This is a genomic window from Amycolatopsis sp. NPDC051045 (assembly GCF_040682955.1).
Classification (GTDB): domain Bacteria; phylum Actinomycetota; class Actinomycetes; order Mycobacteriales; family Pseudonocardiaceae; genus Amycolatopsis.
Genome location: NZ_JBFBCC010000001.1, coordinates 686,962 through 703,389, shown reverse-complemented (window position 1 = coordinate 703,389; position 16,428 = coordinate 686,962). Strand labels below are relative to the sequence as shown.

The following is a 16,428-nucleotide window of genomic DNA, read 5'->3' as shown; positions in this document are numbered from 1 at the left end:
CGCCCGTGACAGCCCGCCGCTTCCGACTCGGCCGCGCAGCTCCGCTGCTCGGCGTCCTGCTCACGGTCGCGGCGTGCTCGGGCGGCCCCGACACCGACGGCGGCCCGGCCAAGGCCACATCGGCCCCCAGCGGGTCGGTCGCCGCGGTGTGCGACAAGCAGCCGGCCGGGCCGGCCACCGCGCCGGCGGGTGCGGTCGTCGTCGACCCCGCGGTGCCGGGCGACCTGGCGGTGAAGACACGCGCGGCCGGGCCCGGCACGACGTTCTGGCTCAAGCCGGGCAAGCACATCCTCGGCGACGACAAGTACGACCAGGTGTCCCCCAAGGACGGCGACGTCTACCTCGGCGCACCGGGCGCGATCGTCGACGGCCGGAAGATCAACCAGTACGCGTTCACCGGCCACGCGGTCGACGTCAAGATCACTTACGTCACCGTGCAGGGCTTCGCCGCCCCCCGTGACGAAGGCGTGGTCAACCACGACTCCGGCGACGGCTGGCTGATCGAGCACTCGACCGTCCAGGACAACGACGGCGCCGGGCTCATGGCGGGCGCGCGCCAGCAGGTGCGCGGCAACTGCCTGCGCCGCAACGGCCAGTACGGCATGAACGCCTACTCCGGCGGCACGCCGCTCACTGCACTGGTCGTCGAGGGCAACGAGATCGCGGGCAACAACACCGGCGACTGGGAAGCGAAGATCGACGGCTGCGGCTGCAGCGGCGGGGTGAAGTTCTGGCAGGTCGACGGCGCCGACGTGCGGGGCAACTGGGTGCACGACAACCACGGCACCGGGCTGTGGGCCGACACGAACAACAACGACTTCCTCATCGAGGGCAACCTCATCGAGAACAACGACAGCGCCGCGCTGATCTACGAGATCAGCTACAACGCCGTCATCCGGGACAACACGATCCGCAGGAACAACTGGGCCGACGGCCGCAAGTACGCCGACCGCAGCGACAACTTCCCGACGTCGGCGGTGTACATCTCCGAGTCCGGCGGCGAGCCGCGGATCAAGGCCCGCACCGCGAAGATCGAGATCTCCCGCAACTACCTGGAGGACAACTGGTCCGGGATCACGCTGTGGGAGAACGCCGACCGCTACTGCAACAGCCCGGCCAACACCTCCTCGGGCGACTGCACCCGCCTGGTGCCGTCGGTCAAGCAGTGCGCGGCCCCGGCGATCACGAGCGGCGCGCTCCTGGCCGACTGCCGCTGGAAGACCCAGCACGTCGACATCCACGACAACAAGTTCGTCCTCGACCCGGCGGTCGTGGGCTGCCAGGCCTCGTGCGGCCGGATGGGCCTGCTGTCGAACTTCGGCAGCTACCCGGACTGGTCGCCCTACCGCGGCAACGTGGTCCAGGAAACGATCACGTTCCGCCAGGACAACCAGTGGCACGACAACAGCTACGCCGGTCCGTGGACGTTCATCGCGTACTCGGCCGACCGCGTCCTCGAGATCGGCGAGTGGGAAGGCGCGCCGTACTCGCAGGACTCCGGGAGCACCTTCACCGCGCAGGGCGGGGGCTGACATGACGGCGCACCCCGGAACGGCCGGCATCCGCGGCGACGCCGCGCCCGAACCCACGTCCTCGACGCCGAAGTGGGCGGGCGTGGCGTGGGCGCTGCTGATCCTCAACACGCTCGGCTCGACCGGCGCGAAGACGATCCTCCCGCTGCCCCGGTCGGCCAGCCAGCTGGTCACCATGGGCGCGCTGATGACGGCGTTCGTGATCGCGCTGGCGTTGAACAAGCACCTGCGCATCCGCCCGAGCGCGTACCTGCTGTTGCTGACGGCGCTGCTGGGGTTGAGCATTCTCTCCAGCGCCGACCTGCAGGAGGGCGCCGGCGCGTTGTTCCGGTGCTTCCGGCTCACGGTGTTCGTCTCCACGCTCTGGTTGCTGACCCGCTGGTGGGACGGCGGGTTCGGCTTCGTCCGGTCCCACATCCGCACCTACGTGGTCGTGCTCGCGTCGGTGGCGGTCGGCCTGGTGATCTCACCCGGCAACGCCATGCCGGAGGAGTACGGCGGCCGGCTCTCGGGGGCGATCTGGCCGCTGACCCCGCCGCAGATCGGCCAGTACGCGGCGGTCATCTCCGGGCTCACGCTCCTGCTCTGGTTCGGGCGCCGCACGACGTGGCGCAGCGCGCTGGTGATCGTGGTGCCGGCGGTGGCGCTGCTGATGCTCACGCACACCCGCACGGCAACGCTCGGCCTCGTCGCCGGCCTGGCGGTGGCCTTCCTGTCGATGGTGCTGACCAGCGCCCGCGCGCGGAGGGTGTTCGCGTGGACGGTCGGCGTCGGCGGAGTCGCCGGCGTGGTGCTCGCGGGTGCGCTGCAGGCGTGGTTCCTCCGCGGGCAGAGCGCGGACAACTTCTCCAGCCTGACCGGCCGCGCGAAGGTGTGGGACGCGCTGCTGGAAGCCCCGCGCTCGACAGCGGAGTACCTCTTCGGGGTGGGGCTGACGGACAAGTCCTACGACGGCCTCCCGATCGACAACAGCTGGCTCGCGATTTACCACGAGCAGGGTTTCCTCGGGATCGCGCTGGTCGCCGCGTTCCTGCTGACGCTGATCGCGGTCGCGGTGCTGCGGCCGCCTTCTCTGGCGAGGGCGTGCGCGATCTTCCTGATCACCTACTGCGTTTCGGCCTCCTACACCGAAGCGGGTCTCGGCGACGCGTCGCCGTACTTGCTGCACCTGGCGCTCGCCGCGTCGCTGCTGGTCCGCGGGGTGCCGCAATCCGACGAACAAGCATTCATCCCGGCGAAGGGGGCAGACGTGCGAGGTGCAGGCGCGTGAAGGTGCTCGTGGTGCACAACCGGTACCGGTCCGAGCAGCCGAGCGGGGAGAACAACGTCGTCGACGCCGAGGTGACGCTGCTCGCCGAGGGCGGCCACCAGGTGTCGCTGTTCGAACGCCGCAGCGACGACATCGCGGCGATGCCGCTGCCCCGCAAGGCCGCGGTGCCGCTGATGGTGCCGTGGAACCCGGCGGTGCGGAAGGAGCTCGCCGCCCGGCTGCGGGCGTCGCGCCCGGACGTCGTGCACATCCACAACACGTTCCCGCTGCTGTCGCCGTCGGTGGTCGCCGCCTGCGCGGACGCGGGGGTGCCCGCGGTCGCGACGCTGCACAACTACACGATGGTCTGCCCACCCGGCACGCTCCACCGCGAAGGCCGCATCTGCACCGAGTGCGTCGGCGGCTCACCGCTGCCCGCGGTGAAGCACGGCTGCTACCGCGGTTCCAGCGCGGCCACGATCCCGATGGCGGCGAGCATGATCGCGAACCGGCGCCGGTGGTGGACGGGCATTTCGCGGTTCTTTTGCATTTCGGCGGCCCAACGTGACCTCCTGGTGTCGGCCGGGATGCCCGGCGAGCGGATGGCGGTGAAGCACAATTTCGTCACCGACCCCGGCGTCCGCCGCACCGGCAGCGGGAAGCACGTGCTGTTCCTCGGCCGTGTCACCGAGGAGAAGGGGGTCGGCTTGCTGATGCGGGCTTGGGACCGCCTCGGCGGCGCCCTGGGCGTTCCGCTGGTCATCGCCGGCACCGGCCCGATGCAGGACGAGGTCGCGGCCTGGGCGGCCGGCCGCGACGACGTCTCGTACGTCGGCCTGCGGAACAAGGCGGAATGTCGCGCGCTGACCGCCGACGCGGTCACGGTGGTCGCACCGTCGACGTGGCTGGAGGCCTTCGGCCTGGTGGTGGTCGAGGCGATGGCGGCCGGCGTCCCGACGGTGGCGGCGGCGCACGGCGCGTTCCCCGAGCTCGTCGACGACGGTGTCACGGGTCTCCTGCACGTGCCGAACGACGCGGCCTCGCTCGCGGACCGCCTGAGCGCGGTCGTCGGCGACCGCAACCGCGAAATGGGCGAGGCGGCCCGCGTCAGGTACGAGAAGGACTTCACGCCGGCGGTCGGGCTGGACCGGTTGATCACCGGGTACGAGGCGGCGATCAAGGCGTGAGGCAGCTGGTCCGGACGGCGCCCGCGGCCCTGCCTGCCGTACTGCGTGCACCGCTGGCGATGTCGGCCGCGCTGGCGACGGCGGTCCTGGTCGCTCTCGGCATCCTGCACTTCCGAGACTCGGGTCTGACCGGGATCGACGCGGCACTCCTGCCGTCGATCGACGGGGTGCAACCGCCGTGGCGGTACCTCGCGCTGATCATCGACTTCGGCGGCGAACCGGTGGGGTCGGTGATCCTGCTCGCCCTGCTCGCGGGGGTGTGCTTCCTGGCCCGCCGCGTCCGGACGGCCGTGCTGACGGTGCTCGGCGTCGTGGTCACGGTCGCGGTGACGACGGTGCTGAAGCCGCTGGTCGGCCGCACCATCCACGGCGAGTTCCTGTCTTACCCGAGCGGGCACACCGCTCTGGCGACTGCGCTCGCGCTGATCATCGCCCTGCTGCTCACCGACCGGCTGGGGCTCGGGCGCGCGGTCGCGGTGGCGTTGACCCTGGGACTGGCCCTGGTCGCCGGAGTGGCGATGGGCTGGGCCGAGGTGGCGTTGGGCGCGCACTACCCGACGGATGCTGCCGGGGGGTTCTGCGCCGCGCTGGCGGCGGTCCCGGGGACCGCGCGGGTGCTGGACCGCGTCGCCGACCGGCTTTGACGCTTCCGAGCGGTGGTGGCTGTGCGCAGGGGCGGCCGGGTCGCGCACGGCCTTTGCGAAGTGGTCGTCGCGTTCCAGGGTCACTGAGTTGCCGACCGGTCTGTGATCGTCCGACGGGGTGGCTGGGGCGCTGATCGCCTTCGAGAGGCGGTGGTTGTGCGCTGGGACGCCGGCTCGCTCTGAGGGGCGGGTCGCTGGTGACGCGGCCGGCCGGTGGACCCGTCCTGGCCGGGGAATCGGTCTTGGGGAGGTGTCGGTCGCGCCTGCTGCCGTTCGTCGGTGGGGTGACCTATCCGTGAAGGAGACCCTCATGATCCAGGATCTGATCGCCGCCGAGCGGCGGGAGCTGGCCGCGCTGCTCGACGAATTGCCGCCGTCCGGTTGGGACTCGGCTACCTTGTGCGCCGGCTGGCGTGTGGCCGAGGTGGTGGCCCACATCACGATGCCTTTCCGGTTCTCGACCGGACGGTTCGTGCGGGAAATGGTGAAGTCCGGCGGGCGCTTCAACGCCATGGCCGACCGCGTCGCCCGCCGCGAGGCGGCGGAGCTTTCCCGCGAGGTGCTGGTCGCCTCGCTGCGCGACAACGCCGACCACCCGTGGCGGCCGCCGGGCGGGGGTGCGGAAGGTGCTCTGAGCCACGACGTGATCCACGGCCTGGACATCACGACCGCGCTGCAGCTGGATCGCCGGGTTCCCCTGGAACGCCTGGAGGTCATCTTCGCGGCGATGAAGCCGAAGCAGATCAAGTACTTCGGCACCGATCTGACCGGCATCGCGCTGCGCGCCGACGATCTCGACTGGTCGTACGGCAGCGGCACGCCGCTTGCCGGAGCGGCCCAGGACCTGCTGCTCGTGCTCTGCAACCGGCGGCTGCCCGCCGGCCGTCTTCGGGGCGAGCCGAGCGCGCGCTTCACCACGGTCTGAGCTCCGAGTCCGGAGTGGACAGTCGAGCACCGTGGCCTGTGGGAGTGGAAGTCGAAGAGGTCATGTCTCCGACCGTACCGAACATGCGTGCGAACGCCATCGCTGAAAGGGGTGAAGCTGGTGCTGTCCGAAATTCTCCGTTCGCGAGTTTTGCCTTTGACAGCAACGAAAACTGCGATGATCGATGGGGGGCGAGGTGGAAATTGTCGGACCCGGTCGGCAAGCTCGTGATCAGCAGCCGGCGGTCCCACCGCCGAACGAAGAACACTCGTCCTGCGAGTAGGGCCCCGCCCGCCAGCCCGCAGCGTCGACCGTCCTGGAGGTGTCATGCACGACGAAGGTCCACGGCCCGGTGTAGGAGTTGTCGTGCCACCGGTTGGCCTGGCGGAAGGTGATCGCCTCTTCGACCACGGTTCCCTTGTAGGGCGACCAATCCGGGAACGTCCCGAAGTTCGACAGCAGCGCCATCCGTCCGCACAGGCCGGTGCAGCCCACCCGTTCGGTGTCGAAGCGGAAGGTGTTCCCGTGGATCTCCACCCGCTGCGTCTTCCAGCGGCAGTCGTCGTACGCCGGCGCCTTCTCGATCGTGCCGGCGGCACACGAAGACTTTGCCGCCGCCTTCGTGCAGTAGCCCGAGGACGTGTTCGCCGGGCTGTTGCAGAAGCGGTCGGCGTTCTCCCACAACGTGATCCCGGCCCAGTTGTCCTCGAAGGTGTTCCCGCTGATGTCGACGGCCGACGTCCGCGCCGGCACGCGCGGATCGCCGCCCGATTCCGAGAGGTACACCGTCGCCACCGGGAAGTTGTCGCCGCGCGACGCGAACGTGCGGCCCTGCACCAGGGTGTTGCGGCGGAACGTGTTGCCGCGCAGCACCAGGTTGTAGCTGGTTTCGTAGAACAGCGCCTCGGCGTCGTTGGCCTCGAACAGGTTGTCCTCGACGAGGAAGTCGTTGTTGTTCGTGTCGGCCCACAGCCCGGCGCCGTGGTTGCCGTGGACCCAGTTGCCGCGGACGTCGGCCCCGTTCACGGCCCAGAACTTGGCGCCGCCGCTGCACCCGCAGCCCGGCACCTTGGCCTCCCAGTCGCCGGTGTTGTTGCCGGTGATCTCGTTGCCCTCCAGCACGAGCCCGGTGATGCCGTCACCGGCTTGGTAGGCGTTGAGCCCGTACTGACCGTTGTTGCGCAGGCAGCTGTGCCGCACGACCTGGCCGGCGCCGGACATCAGCCCCGCGCCGGCGTTGTCCTCGATGGTGGTGTTCTCGATGAGCCAGCCGTCGCCGGAGTCGTGGTTGACCACGCCCTGGTCCTGCAGCGCGGCGAACCCGCGGATCGTCAGGCCGCGGATCTCGACGTTGCGCGCCTGCTGGGTGAAGGCCGCCCGGTTGACGCCGCGGCCGTCGACGACCGCTCCCGGCGCGCCGAGGTACACGTCGCCGTCCTTGGGGACGACCTGGCCGAACTCGTCGGTCCCGAGCGTGTGGGTGCCGGGCCGGAGCCAGAACGTCGTGCCCGCCGGGTGCGCCCCCGTCTTGGCCGAGAGGTCGCCGTCGACGCCCGGATCGACGGCGACGGCTCCGGAGGGCGGTTGCTCGTACTGGGCCGGCTGGTGTCCGCACACCGGCCCGGGTCCGGCTGCGGCGCGCCCGACCGCCGGGCACGCCACGGCGATCAGGAGCGAGCAAGCAGCGACGAGTATCGAACGAGATCTGCCCATGGCTGGACGTTACGCACGAACGGGCCGGAAAACAGTCACCCTCAAGTGTCCTCATCGGACCCAACGGGTGAATCCGGCCCGCCGGTGCGGGGATCAGGCGTATTTGCGGAACACGGGCTGCACCGGGCGGCCGCCCATCCACGGTGCCGGGTCGTCGGCGTCGAGGGCCTTGCGGTAGACCGTGCAGGCCTGGGCGACGACGTCGATGGTCTTGTCGATGTCCGCTTCGGTCAGCGCGGCGCTGACCACGAACGACGGTCCGAGCACGCCACCGCTGATCAGCTCGCGCAGGAACAGCGTCCGGTACGGCTGCGACGGCTTGCCCTGCTCGTCGAGCGTGCCGAAGACCAGGTTGCTGGCCCGGCCGCGGACGACCACGTGGTCTTCGACGCCGATCCCGGCGGCGACCTCGCGGACGCCGGCGGCGAGCCGGTCGCCGAGCGCGTGCAGGCGGCCGATGACGTCTTCGTCGCGGTAGACGTCCATGACCGCCATCGCGGCGGCCAGCGAGTGGGTCTCCGCGCCGTGCGTGGTCGAGAGCAGGAACACCCGCTCGCGGCCGGTGCGCAGGCCGCCGATCTCCATCAGCTCCCGCTTGCCCGCCAGCGCGGAGACGGCGAAGCCGTTGCCGAGCGCCTTGCCGAACGTCGAGAGGTCGGGCGTGACGCCGTAGAGGCCCTGCGCGCCGTGGGCGGACCAGCGGAAGCCGGTGATCATCTCGTCGAAGACCAGGACGACGCCGTGACGGGTGGCGAGCTCGCGCAGGCCCTGCAGGTATCCCGGCGGTGGTTCGACCGCCGCGGCCGGCTCCAGGATCATGCACGCGACCTCGCCGTCGTGGCGCTGCAGCAGCTCCTCCGCGGCCTGCAGGTCGCCGTACGGGAAGGACACCGTCGCGTCGGTCGTCTCGTCCGGAATGCCTGCGTTCATCGGCGTAGTACCGATGAACCAGTCGTCGGTGGAGAAGAAGGCGTGGTCGGCGCACCTGGCGACGAGTTTGCGGCCGGTGGCGGCGCGGGCCAGCCGGACCGCGGCGGTCGTCGCGTCGGAGCCGTTCTTGGTGAACTTCACCATGTCGGCCGTCGGTACGTTTTCGAGGAACCGCTCGGCGGCGTCGGCCTCGATGATCGACGGGCGGATGAAGTTGCTGCCCTTGTCCAGCTCGCTGCGGACCGCGTCGAGGACGCGGGGGTGGGCGTGGCCGAGGCTGACGGCTCTCAGCCCCGCGCCGTACTCGATGTACTCGTTGCCGTCGACGTCCCAGACGTGGCCGCCGCGGCCGTGGGAGATGACCGGGGCCATCCCTTCGGGATACTGGTCCGAGCCCTTGGCGTAAGTGTGCGCACCGCCGGGGATGACCCGGTGCAGCCGCTCGTTCGCCTTCGTGGAGCGGGGCAGGTTCGTTCCCATGTCGTGGCTCACCTCGTTGCTTTCAACGCCTCTCCGAGAGACGGCGCCCGTTCGTCCCGGTCACTGACCATTGTGACCGGCAGTGGCCACGAAATGTCCAATTCAGGGTCTTTGTACGAAATCGTAATGTCTTCTTCAGGATCGTGCGCCCGATCGATACGGTACGAAACGTCGGAGGGATCCGTGAGTGACTGGAATCCGTGCGCGCACCCCGCCGGGATGTACACCGAAACCTGGGTTTCGCCGGAAAGTTCGAAGGTTTTGATGTTCCGGAATGTCGGCGAATCCGGTCGGAGATCGACGACGACGTCGAAGATCGCGCCGTGCGAGCACCGCACCAGCTTCGCTTCGCCGGCCCCGCCCCGCAGGTGCATCCCGCGGATGACGCCCTTGCGGGACCGGGAAAGGCTGTCCTGGGCGAAGCCGTCCGGGTCGATGCCCACCGACGCGACGACGTCGCGGTCGAACGTCCGGCTGAAGAATCCGCGCTGGTCCGCATGCGGTGTGGGTTCGAACAGGTACGCACCGTCGATCTCGGGCACCGGAATGGCCTTCATCGCCCACCCCCGAAGAGGGCCGCCGAAAGAGCGGCGAACTGGTCTTTGAGCCGTTGCGCGTTCAATTCGTTCCGTTCCAGGAGGGTCTGACGCAGTTCGGCGGAGCGGTTCTCCAGCTCGGTGAACTGCTCGACGAGCCGGTCGAAGCGGACGGTCTTCGCCCGCTGGGTGAAGCCGTCGAGGCCCATCTCCGCCATGAGCACGTCGTTCTTCGGCGCGTACCCGATCGCCACGCTCGGCTTCGCGACCTTCAGGGCGCAGAGCACGTTGTGGTAGCGCGTGGCCACCACGCTGTCCACCGCCGCCATCTCGTGCATCAGCTCGTCCAGGGTCTCCGCCGAAGCCGCCGTCACCAGCGGGGAAGCGGTCTGCTCGATGATCTCGTCGACGACCTGCCGGTCGATCCGGTCACCGATGAACAGCCGGACGGGTCTGCCCTGGTCAACGAGCCACGCGACGAAACGGTTCATCGTGTCCACGTAGTGGCGGTAGATGCGCTCGGCGTCGGCTCGGTCGTCGTTGCCGCCGTAGTAGGCCATCACGCCGACGCCGACGGTGCCCGGCGTGCCGTCGGCGTCCGGGGTCGGGAGGGAGAACGCGAGGTCGGGATAAACCTGGTCGGCACGGGTGTCGACGCCCATGGCGCGCATGGCGTCGCGCGAGATGTCGTCGCGGTAGGAGCGGTAGGCGGCCAGCCGGCCGGACCAGCGGACCAGTGTCCGCGTCGCCCGGGCGCTGATCTCGTTGGCGCCGACGCAGACGAGCGCCACCTTGGTGCCGAAGAGGCGCCCGGTGGCGGAAAGGAGGAAGAGCGAATACGGGAAACCCCAGGGACGCAGCGGCAGCGTCGCTTCGAGCACGCCCATGCCGGGCACGATGACGACGTCCTGCTTCCGGACCCAGGCCGCGGTGCGCGCGATGTCGACCAGCTTGCCGAGGCCCTTGAGGACGACCGAGCGCAGGCCGGACGCCGTCTCGTACTCGGACTGGTTCCAGTGCAGCGGCGTCGTGTCGAGGCCGTACCGATCGCGGACGAGCTCCGGGCCGCCGACCAGGGCGCTCAGCACGGCGTCCGGGTACTCGGCGCGCAGGTAGCCGAGCACGGCTTCGAGGGAACCGTCGTTGCCGAGGTTCCCCGAGCCGAGCAGGCCGAAGACGCCGACGCGGGGCGCACGCTTCACGCGAGCCTGCCTTCCCGGCCGGCCACGATCTCGTTGACCGTGGCGACGTCCGAGGCGGTCGGCGCGCGGTCCTCGACGCGCTCGCCGTGGCCGGAGCGAGCCCGGTTGGTCAGCCAGCTGCCGAGGTGGCCGAAGCACTCGCGCTTGTCGGCGCCCGAGATCGGCGCGCGCCGGATCAGGTCCGCGAACCCGTAGACGTACTCGCCGAGCAGGCGGACGGTGGGGTTCCGGAGCCGGTTCGCGCGTCGCGGGTCCAGATTCGCGCACCGGCTCCGGATGGTCGGGTTGGCCCGTTCCGCGCGGCCGGGGTGGTCGCGGCGGAAGTAGAGCAGCTCGGGTACCTGGTAGAAGGGGCCGTGCAGGGCCATCTCGGCCGAGTAGGTCCGGTCGGCGTGGTGGTAGCTGTCGAGCGGCTTGACGCGGCGGAGGACGTCGGCGCGGATGACGCCGTAGAAGTCGTCGCCGCCCGGTTCGAACAGGACGCTGCGGAACCGGTCCGGCGCGTGCCGGGAGCCGGTGTCCAGCGTGTACTCGAGCGGCTGGACGATGCGGCCGTCGCCGTCGATGATCGCCTGGTCGCAGTGGGCCAGGATGACGTCCGGGCGCTCGTCGAGGGCCTCGACGCACCGTTTGAGCAGGTCGCGGGCGTACAGGTCGTCGTGGGAGACCCACTTGAACAGCTCGGTGCGGGACACGTCGAACACGAAGTTGTGGTTCGGGGTGGCGCCGATGTTCTTCGGCTGGCGGACGTAGCGGATCCGCGAGTCCTTCTCGACGTAGCGGCGGCAGATCTCGTCGGTGCCGTCGGTGGAGGCGTTGTCCGAGATGATCAGCTCGAAGTCTTCGTAGGTCTGGCCGAGCAGGGCGTCCAGCGACTCGGCGAGGTACTCCTCGCCGTTGTACACCGGGAGGCCGAGGCTCAGCCGCGGGACGGTGGTCATGGAGTCCTCATTCCTTGATCGGCTCTTTGATCGGCTCGAAGACCACGGTGGTTTCGTTGGCGCCCGGCGGGACCGGCGGCACGTAGTCGCGCAGCCCCAGCCGCAGCTGGAGCCACCACACGACGGACCCGCCGAGGGTGGCCGTCGCGACGCCCCACGCGGACCCGGCCGCGCCGCCGAGGAACGCGCCGGTGATGCCGAACGTGACGTAGAACAGGGACGCGATCAGCTGCGAGCGCAGGCTCCGCTTGGCCGCGCCGAGGGCGCGCAGGCCGGCCGCGGCGCCCGTGGCGAAGCTCGCGCCGACCACGGCGAGGGTGACCGGGAGAATCAGCGGGGACGACGAGTCCCACACCGAGCCCATCACCCACCGGCCGGCGCCGTCGGGCAGCAGGAGCAGCAGGCCGAGGCCCCAGCACAGCGCGGCGGCGGCCTGCCCGCCACCGAGGATCACGCAGAAGTGCTTCAGCCGGTGCGGCGCCCGCTGAAGCACCCGCGTGCCCTCGGCGACGGTGACCAGGGACAGCCCCATGAGCAGGGCCAGGAAGGGCCCGAGGAGCTGTTCCGCGCCGCGGACCGCGCCGACGGCGGTGATCCCGGCGATGGCGCCGAGGCCGTACGCCCGCAGCTGCGACGCGCCGCTGTTGCTGACGTTCTCGACGAGGTACCGGACGCTGAGGTCGCGCTGCGTCCGGAGCCAGCCGAGCATCTCCCGCGGGTGCGGGAGGATCCCCGTCTGGAACCAGCCGTACAGGGCCGCGACCGCGCCGGAGAGGCCCCAGGCCAGCACGAACGCGACCACGGTGTGGATCTGCGCGGCGACGTACAGCGCCGGCAGCAGCGCCACGCCCCACACGCAGTCGTTGACGAACGCCTTCTTGCCGGCGCCGTGGGCGAAGAAGGCGAACCGCCAGGCGTCCTGCAGCAGCAGGCCGGGCAGGACGACGGCGAGCGCGACGAACGCGTTGCCGAGCGGGCCGCCCGCGGCCAGCCCGGCGACCAGGCTGACCAGCCCGGTCGCGCAGCCGACGCCGATCGCGGTGCCGGCCGCGCTCGCCACGCCTGAGCGCCACCGGTCCTCCGGCACGGCGCTGAACCGCACCATCAGCGGGTCGGTGGCGAGGCCGCGCGAGATGTTGAGCACCACGCCGTAGGTCACCCAGGCGAGGCTGAAGATGCCGAAGGCGAACGTGCCGAGCGAGCGGGCCACGTACAGACCGACGGCGAAGTTGGTCAGGCTGGACACCGCCTGGTCGCCGAGGCCCCAGCTCAGCCGCCCGGCCATGGCGCGCACGGCGCCGTTCCGGAGCAGCGAGCGGGGGACACGGCGATGGTTGGCCACGTCGTTCACTCCTTGACCAGGCCGGCGTCGTGCAGGGCCCGCGCCGCGACGTCGACGAGGTCGAACGGCAGCCCGGCGCGCTCGGCGATGTCGAGCAGGCTGTGGTCGCCGTCGGAGAGGTTGAGCACCCACAGCATCGCCATCTGGGCCTGCTTGGCGTCGCTGCGGCCGCCGAGCGAGTCGTACAGCCCGCGTTTGCCGAGCTGCGGCTCGCCGTACGGGCTGAGGTTGACGTACCGGCGGTTGCGGTCCAGGACGCCGAAAGCGTCGCGAAGCGCGCCGAGCGTGTCCTCCATGGCCGACGGCGAGACGAAACCCGGGTTGTCGGCGGAGGTGTGGTACTCGGGGTAGCCCGCGTACGGCGTGCGCGTCAGCGAGCCGACACCCAGGTTGAAGCCCGGCGAGCAGAACTGGCGCTCGTCGTAGCCGTAGGGCGAGAAGTCGACGACGCGATGCTCCCGCGAGCGCAATACGTGCTGCAGCACGCGGTCGATCTCGGCGTCGTCGCGGCGGGACTTCTTGTACGTCAACGATCCCGGGTCGCCCGCGCACGCCAGCACCAGGCCGTGCTTGACCTTCTCGATCCGGGAGGAGTTGCGGGCCAGCCAGGTGATCGAGCCGATCGTCCCCGGCATGAACAGGAACCGGTACGTGTAGTGCGGCTGCGAAAGCGCCAGCTGCTGGGCCAGCGAGACGGCCACCGCGATGCCGGCGAGGTTGTCGTTCGCCAGCGACGGGTGGCACACGTGGCAGGACACGATGACCTCGTCGGTGACGCGGCCGGGCACGACGTGCTCGGCGTAGGTCAGCGAGCCGTCCTCGAGGGTCGAGTCGATGACGACGTCGTACTCGCCGTCGGGCAGCGCGTCGAGCTTTTCCTGCGCGAGGCAGAAACCCCAGGCCGGGGCGTAGTAGCTGGTCCGGTAGGGCACCCACGACGGCTGGTCGGGCAGGGTGTGCAGGTGCTCCCGCAGCTCGCTCAGCGGCATCCGCGCCGAAATCGGGACGCTGTACCCGACGACGTGCAGGTTCGACTCCTGAAAGTCGATCACCCGCGTTCCGTCCGGAGCAGCGACGTACGCGTCGCGGATGTTCCACTCCTGCGGGATCGTCCAGTCCAGCACCTGGGTGCCGGTCGGGACCTCGTGCCGCTCGAGCGCGATGTGCTCGCCGATGATGTCCAGGGTCTGCCGCACGCCGTCGCCGGTGATGCTGCGGCAGATCGGGTACAGCCGCTCGACCAGGGCGTGCAGTTCCGCCCCGGTCCGCAGCTGCGGGCCCGCCACTACTTCCGCCGCAGGGTGTTGTCGACGCGGCCGGCTTCGCCCTGGCTCTTCAGCCAGGCCAGCCGGGTGAACAGGTGCTGGAACGACTCCCGGGTGAGCCCGAACCTGCGGTAGGCCTCGATGAGCTCGACGGCGCCGTCCTTGACCGACCACTCGCAGGTGAACCCGGGGATCGCCGAACGGAAGCGCGAGAAGTCGACCCGGTAGGACCGCGGGTCGGCGCCGGCCTCGCCGGTGATGTTCAGCGTCGAGCCCGGCACGGCCTCGACGACCTCCTGGGCGATCTCGGCGACGGTGACGTTGTTGTCCTCGGTGCCGATGTTGAAGGCCTTGTTGTGCACGGCCTCCTTCGGCGCCGACAACACAGCGGCAAACGCGCGCGCGATGTCCTGGGCGTGCACCAGCGGCCGCCACGGCGTGCCGTCGGAGAGCACCAGCACCTCGCCGGACAGGTGGGCGTGCGCGGTCAGGTTGTTCAGCACGATGTCGCCGCGCAGGCGGGGCGAGTAGCCGAACGCGGTCGCGTTGCGCATGTACACCGGCGTGAAGTCGTCGTCGGCGAGCTCGTGGACGTCCGCCTCGACGCGCACCTTCGACTCGGCGTACGGCGTCACCGGCTTCAGCGGGGCGTCTTCGTCGACCAGGTTGTCGCCGCCCGCGCCGTACACCGAGCAGGTCGACGCGTACAGGTAGCGCTGGACGCCGGCGTCCTTCGCCAGCTTCGCGAGCTTCACCGACGCGTGGTGGTTGATGTCGTAGGTCAGGTCCGGCGCCAGCGAGCCGAGTGGGTCGTTCGACAGCGCGGCGAGGTGGATCACCGCGTCCACCCCCGCGACGTGCGAAGCGGTGACGTCCCGGAGGTCGACGACGTGCCCGGCCGGGTCGGCGGGGGCGGGCCCGAGCAGGCACTCTTCGAACAGCCCGGAGTCCAGGCCGACGACTTCGTGGCCGGCGGCGGCGAGCACCGGGGCCATCACCGTCCCCAGGTAGCCCTTGTGCCCCGTCAGCAACACCCGCATCGGAATCAACCCTTCAGATCGAGAGTGAGTTTCTTGACGAAAAACGCTTCGGCGTACTTCGTGGCGGCTTCGATCCCGCGGATGCGGGCCAGCCCGAGGAAGGCCTCGCGGTCGTACCAGGGCCGCTGCCGCTGCGAGGCGTAGTGCGCCTGCAGCAGCCGGACCTTCTCTTCGGCGACGTCGTCGGCGAGCGGCTGGTACACCGACGGGCTGCCGAGGTCGCCGTCCCACTTGACGATCTCGTAGCCCAGCGCCAGGTGGTCGCGGAACGCCGTCGGCACCAGCTTCGCCAGCCCGCGGTGGTCCTGGTGCGCGTCGTCGGTGCGTGGCGCCAGGATGACGTCCGGGTCGGCCCGCCGCCGCAGCTCTTCCAGGGCGTTCTTGGCCTCTTCCCAGTGGGCCGGGAACCGCCCGTCCGGCAGCTTCAGCACCGTGACGCCGAGGTCCGCGCCCGGGCAGAACGCCGCCAGCGCGGCCCGCTCCTCGTCCTCGCGGGGCGTGCCGCCGCCGGAGAGGACCAGGGCGTCGACCCGCAGGCCGGGCCGGGAAGCGCACAGCGTCAGCAGCGTGCCGCCGGCGCCGATCGCGATGTCGTCGCAGTGCGCGCCGAGGGCGACGACGCCGCCGAGCCGTTCCGGTCGAAGCCCGATCACGCGATGCTCGCGGCCACGCGCTCCCAGAGCGCCCAGGGCCGGTCGCCGTGGGTGTAGGCGTTGTCCAGCGCCGCGCGTTCCTTCACCGTGTCCGTCGGCTTCCAGAAACCGCGGTACGGGTAGGCCAGCAGGCGGCCGCGCTTGGCGAGTTCGCCGCAGCCGTCGGCGACCAGGTCGCCGTTCTCCGGGATGTGGTCGAACACTTCCTGCCGCAGCACGAAGTACCCGCCGTTCTCCCACAGCGGCATTTCGCTCACCGCGGTGATCGAGCCGACCTTGCCGCCCTCGTCCATTTCCACGCAGTGGAACGACGACTGCGGCGGCACGACCATCATCGACGCGCCCGCGTCGGTGTTGGAGAACCGCTCGATCATGTCGGGCAGCGGCACGTCGGAAAGGACGTCGGCGTAGTTCGCGAGGAACATTTCGTCGCCGTCCAGGTAGTCGCGGACCCGGCGCAGGCGCTCCCCGATCGGCGACTCGATGCCGGTCTGCACGAAGGTGATCGTCCAGTCCGCGATGTCGGTCGACAGCAGCTTCGCCTGCCCGTTGCGGAGGACGAAGTCGTTCGAAATGGTTTCCTGGTAGTTCAGGAAGAAGTTCTTGATGTGCGCCGCGCCGTAGCCGAGGCACAGGATGAATTCGGTGTGGCCGAAATGCGCGTAGTAGCGCATCACGTGCCAGATGAGCGGTCTCGGACCGACCATCGCCATCGGCTTCGGGATGTCGTCGGCCGCGCCGTTGCGCATTCGCATCCCGTAGCCACCGCAGAAGAGGACGACCTTCACT

Annotated in this window: 15 protein-coding genes; 5 read left to right on the top strand and 10 right to left on the bottom strand. The window is 70.3% G+C overall.

The genetic code is table 11. The features are described 5' to 3' along the window. The first annotated feature begins 5 nt into the window (after positions 1-5). The 5 genes from AB0M80_RS03300 (at position 6) to AB0M80_RS03280 (ending at position 5,537) form a co-directional block, all read left to right on the top strand. Positions 6-1,532 carry a right-handed parallel beta-helix repeat-containing protein gene (locus AB0M80_RS03300; protein ID WP_364558082.1) on the top strand — a complete coding sequence of 509 codons (1,527 nt, stop codon included), beginning with the start codon at positions 6-8 and terminating at the stop codon, positions 1,530-1,532. Between the two features lies 1 nt (position 1,533). Then, positions 1,534-2,802, top strand: a complete 1,269-nt coding sequence (locus AB0M80_RS03295; RefSeq protein ID WP_364558079.1) for an O-antigen ligase domain-containing protein — start codon at positions 1,534-1,536, stop codon at positions 2,800-2,802. Next, entirely contained in the window at positions 2,799-3,968 is a 1,170-nt protein-coding gene (locus AB0M80_RS03290) for a glycosyltransferase family 4 protein (protein ID WP_364558077.1), read from the top strand. The genes AB0M80_RS03295 and AB0M80_RS03290 overlap by 4 nt, the downstream gene beginning before the upstream one ends. Next, a complete protein-coding gene (locus tag AB0M80_RS03285; RefSeq protein WP_364558074.1) occupies positions 3,965-4,612 on the top strand; it encodes a phosphatase PAP2 family protein in 648 nt (215 codons plus the stop codon). The genes AB0M80_RS03290 and AB0M80_RS03285 overlap by 4 nt, the downstream gene beginning before the upstream one ends. Before the next feature lie 310 nt (positions 4,613-4,922). After that, positions 4,923-5,537 (top strand): maleylpyruvate isomerase family mycothiol-dependent enzyme, encoded by a 615-nt coding sequence (locus AB0M80_RS03280; protein ID WP_364558072.1) that lies wholly within the window; start codon positions 4,923-4,925, stop codon positions 5,535-5,537. Between the two features lie 231 nt (positions 5,538-5,768). On the opposite strand, the gene AB0M80_RS03275 is transcribed toward AB0M80_RS03280, so the two are convergent. From AB0M80_RS03275 to AB0M80_RS03230, 10 genes are all read right to left on the bottom strand, one after another. Continuing rightward, positions 5,769-7,250 carry a right-handed parallel beta-helix repeat-containing protein gene (locus tag AB0M80_RS03275; protein ID WP_364558069.1) on the bottom strand — a complete coding sequence of 494 codons (1,482 nt, stop codon included), beginning with the start codon at positions 7,248-7,250 and terminating at the stop codon, positions 5,769-5,771. A gap of 93 nt (positions 7,251-7,343) precedes the next feature. Then, complete coding sequence (locus tag AB0M80_RS03270; RefSeq protein WP_364558067.1) at positions 7,344-8,660, bottom strand: glutamate-1-semialdehyde 2,1-aminomutase; 1,317 nt, start codon at positions 8,658-8,660, stop codon at positions 7,344-7,346. Positions 8,661-8,668: 8 nt separating this feature from the next. Next, entirely contained in the window at positions 8,669-9,217 is a 549-nt protein-coding gene (locus AB0M80_RS03265) for a dTDP-4-dehydrorhamnose 3,5-epimerase family protein (RefSeq protein ID WP_364558064.1), read from the bottom strand. Further along, entirely contained in the window at positions 9,214-10,398 is a 1,185-nt protein-coding gene (locus AB0M80_RS03260) for a polysaccharide pyruvyl transferase family protein (RefSeq protein WP_364558062.1), read from the bottom strand. Before AB0M80_RS03260 ends, AB0M80_RS03265 begins: the two co-directional genes overlap by 4 nt. Continuing rightward, positions 10,395-11,339, bottom strand: a complete 945-nt coding sequence (locus AB0M80_RS03255; protein ID WP_364558060.1) for a glycosyltransferase family 2 protein — start codon at positions 11,337-11,339, stop codon at positions 10,395-10,397. The genes AB0M80_RS03260 and AB0M80_RS03255 overlap by 4 nt, the downstream gene beginning before the upstream one ends. 7 nt (positions 11,340-11,346) lie before the next feature. Then, the gene (locus AB0M80_RS03250; protein ID WP_364558057.1) at positions 11,347-12,681 is read right to left on the bottom strand and encodes a hypothetical protein; all 1,335 of its coding nucleotides are present in this window, start codon (positions 12,679-12,681) and stop codon (positions 11,347-11,349) included. 5 nt (positions 12,682-12,686) lie between these two features. Next, positions 12,687-13,967 carry a DUF4910 domain-containing protein gene (locus AB0M80_RS03245; protein ID WP_364558054.1) on the bottom strand — a complete coding sequence of 427 codons (1,281 nt, stop codon included), beginning with the start codon at positions 13,965-13,967 and terminating at the stop codon, positions 12,687-12,689. Beyond that, positions 13,967-14,986, bottom strand: a complete 1,020-nt coding sequence (locus AB0M80_RS03240; protein WP_364558051.1) for an SDR family oxidoreductase — start codon at positions 14,984-14,986, stop codon at positions 13,967-13,969. The genes AB0M80_RS03245 and AB0M80_RS03240 overlap by 1 nt, the downstream gene beginning before the upstream one ends. 5 nt (positions 14,987-14,991) lie before the next feature. Beyond that, positions 14,992-15,639, bottom strand: a complete 648-nt coding sequence (locus tag AB0M80_RS03235) for a PIG-L deacetylase family protein (RefSeq protein ID WP_364558049.1) — start codon at positions 15,637-15,639, stop codon at positions 14,992-14,994. Further along, the gene (locus tag AB0M80_RS03230) at positions 15,636-16,427 is read right to left on the bottom strand and encodes a glucose-1-phosphate cytidylyltransferase (RefSeq protein ID WP_364558046.1); all 792 of its coding nucleotides are present in this window, start codon (positions 16,425-16,427) and stop codon (positions 15,636-15,638) included. Before AB0M80_RS03230 ends, AB0M80_RS03235 begins: the two co-directional genes overlap by 4 nt. Between the last annotated feature and the right edge of the window lies 1 nt (position 16,428).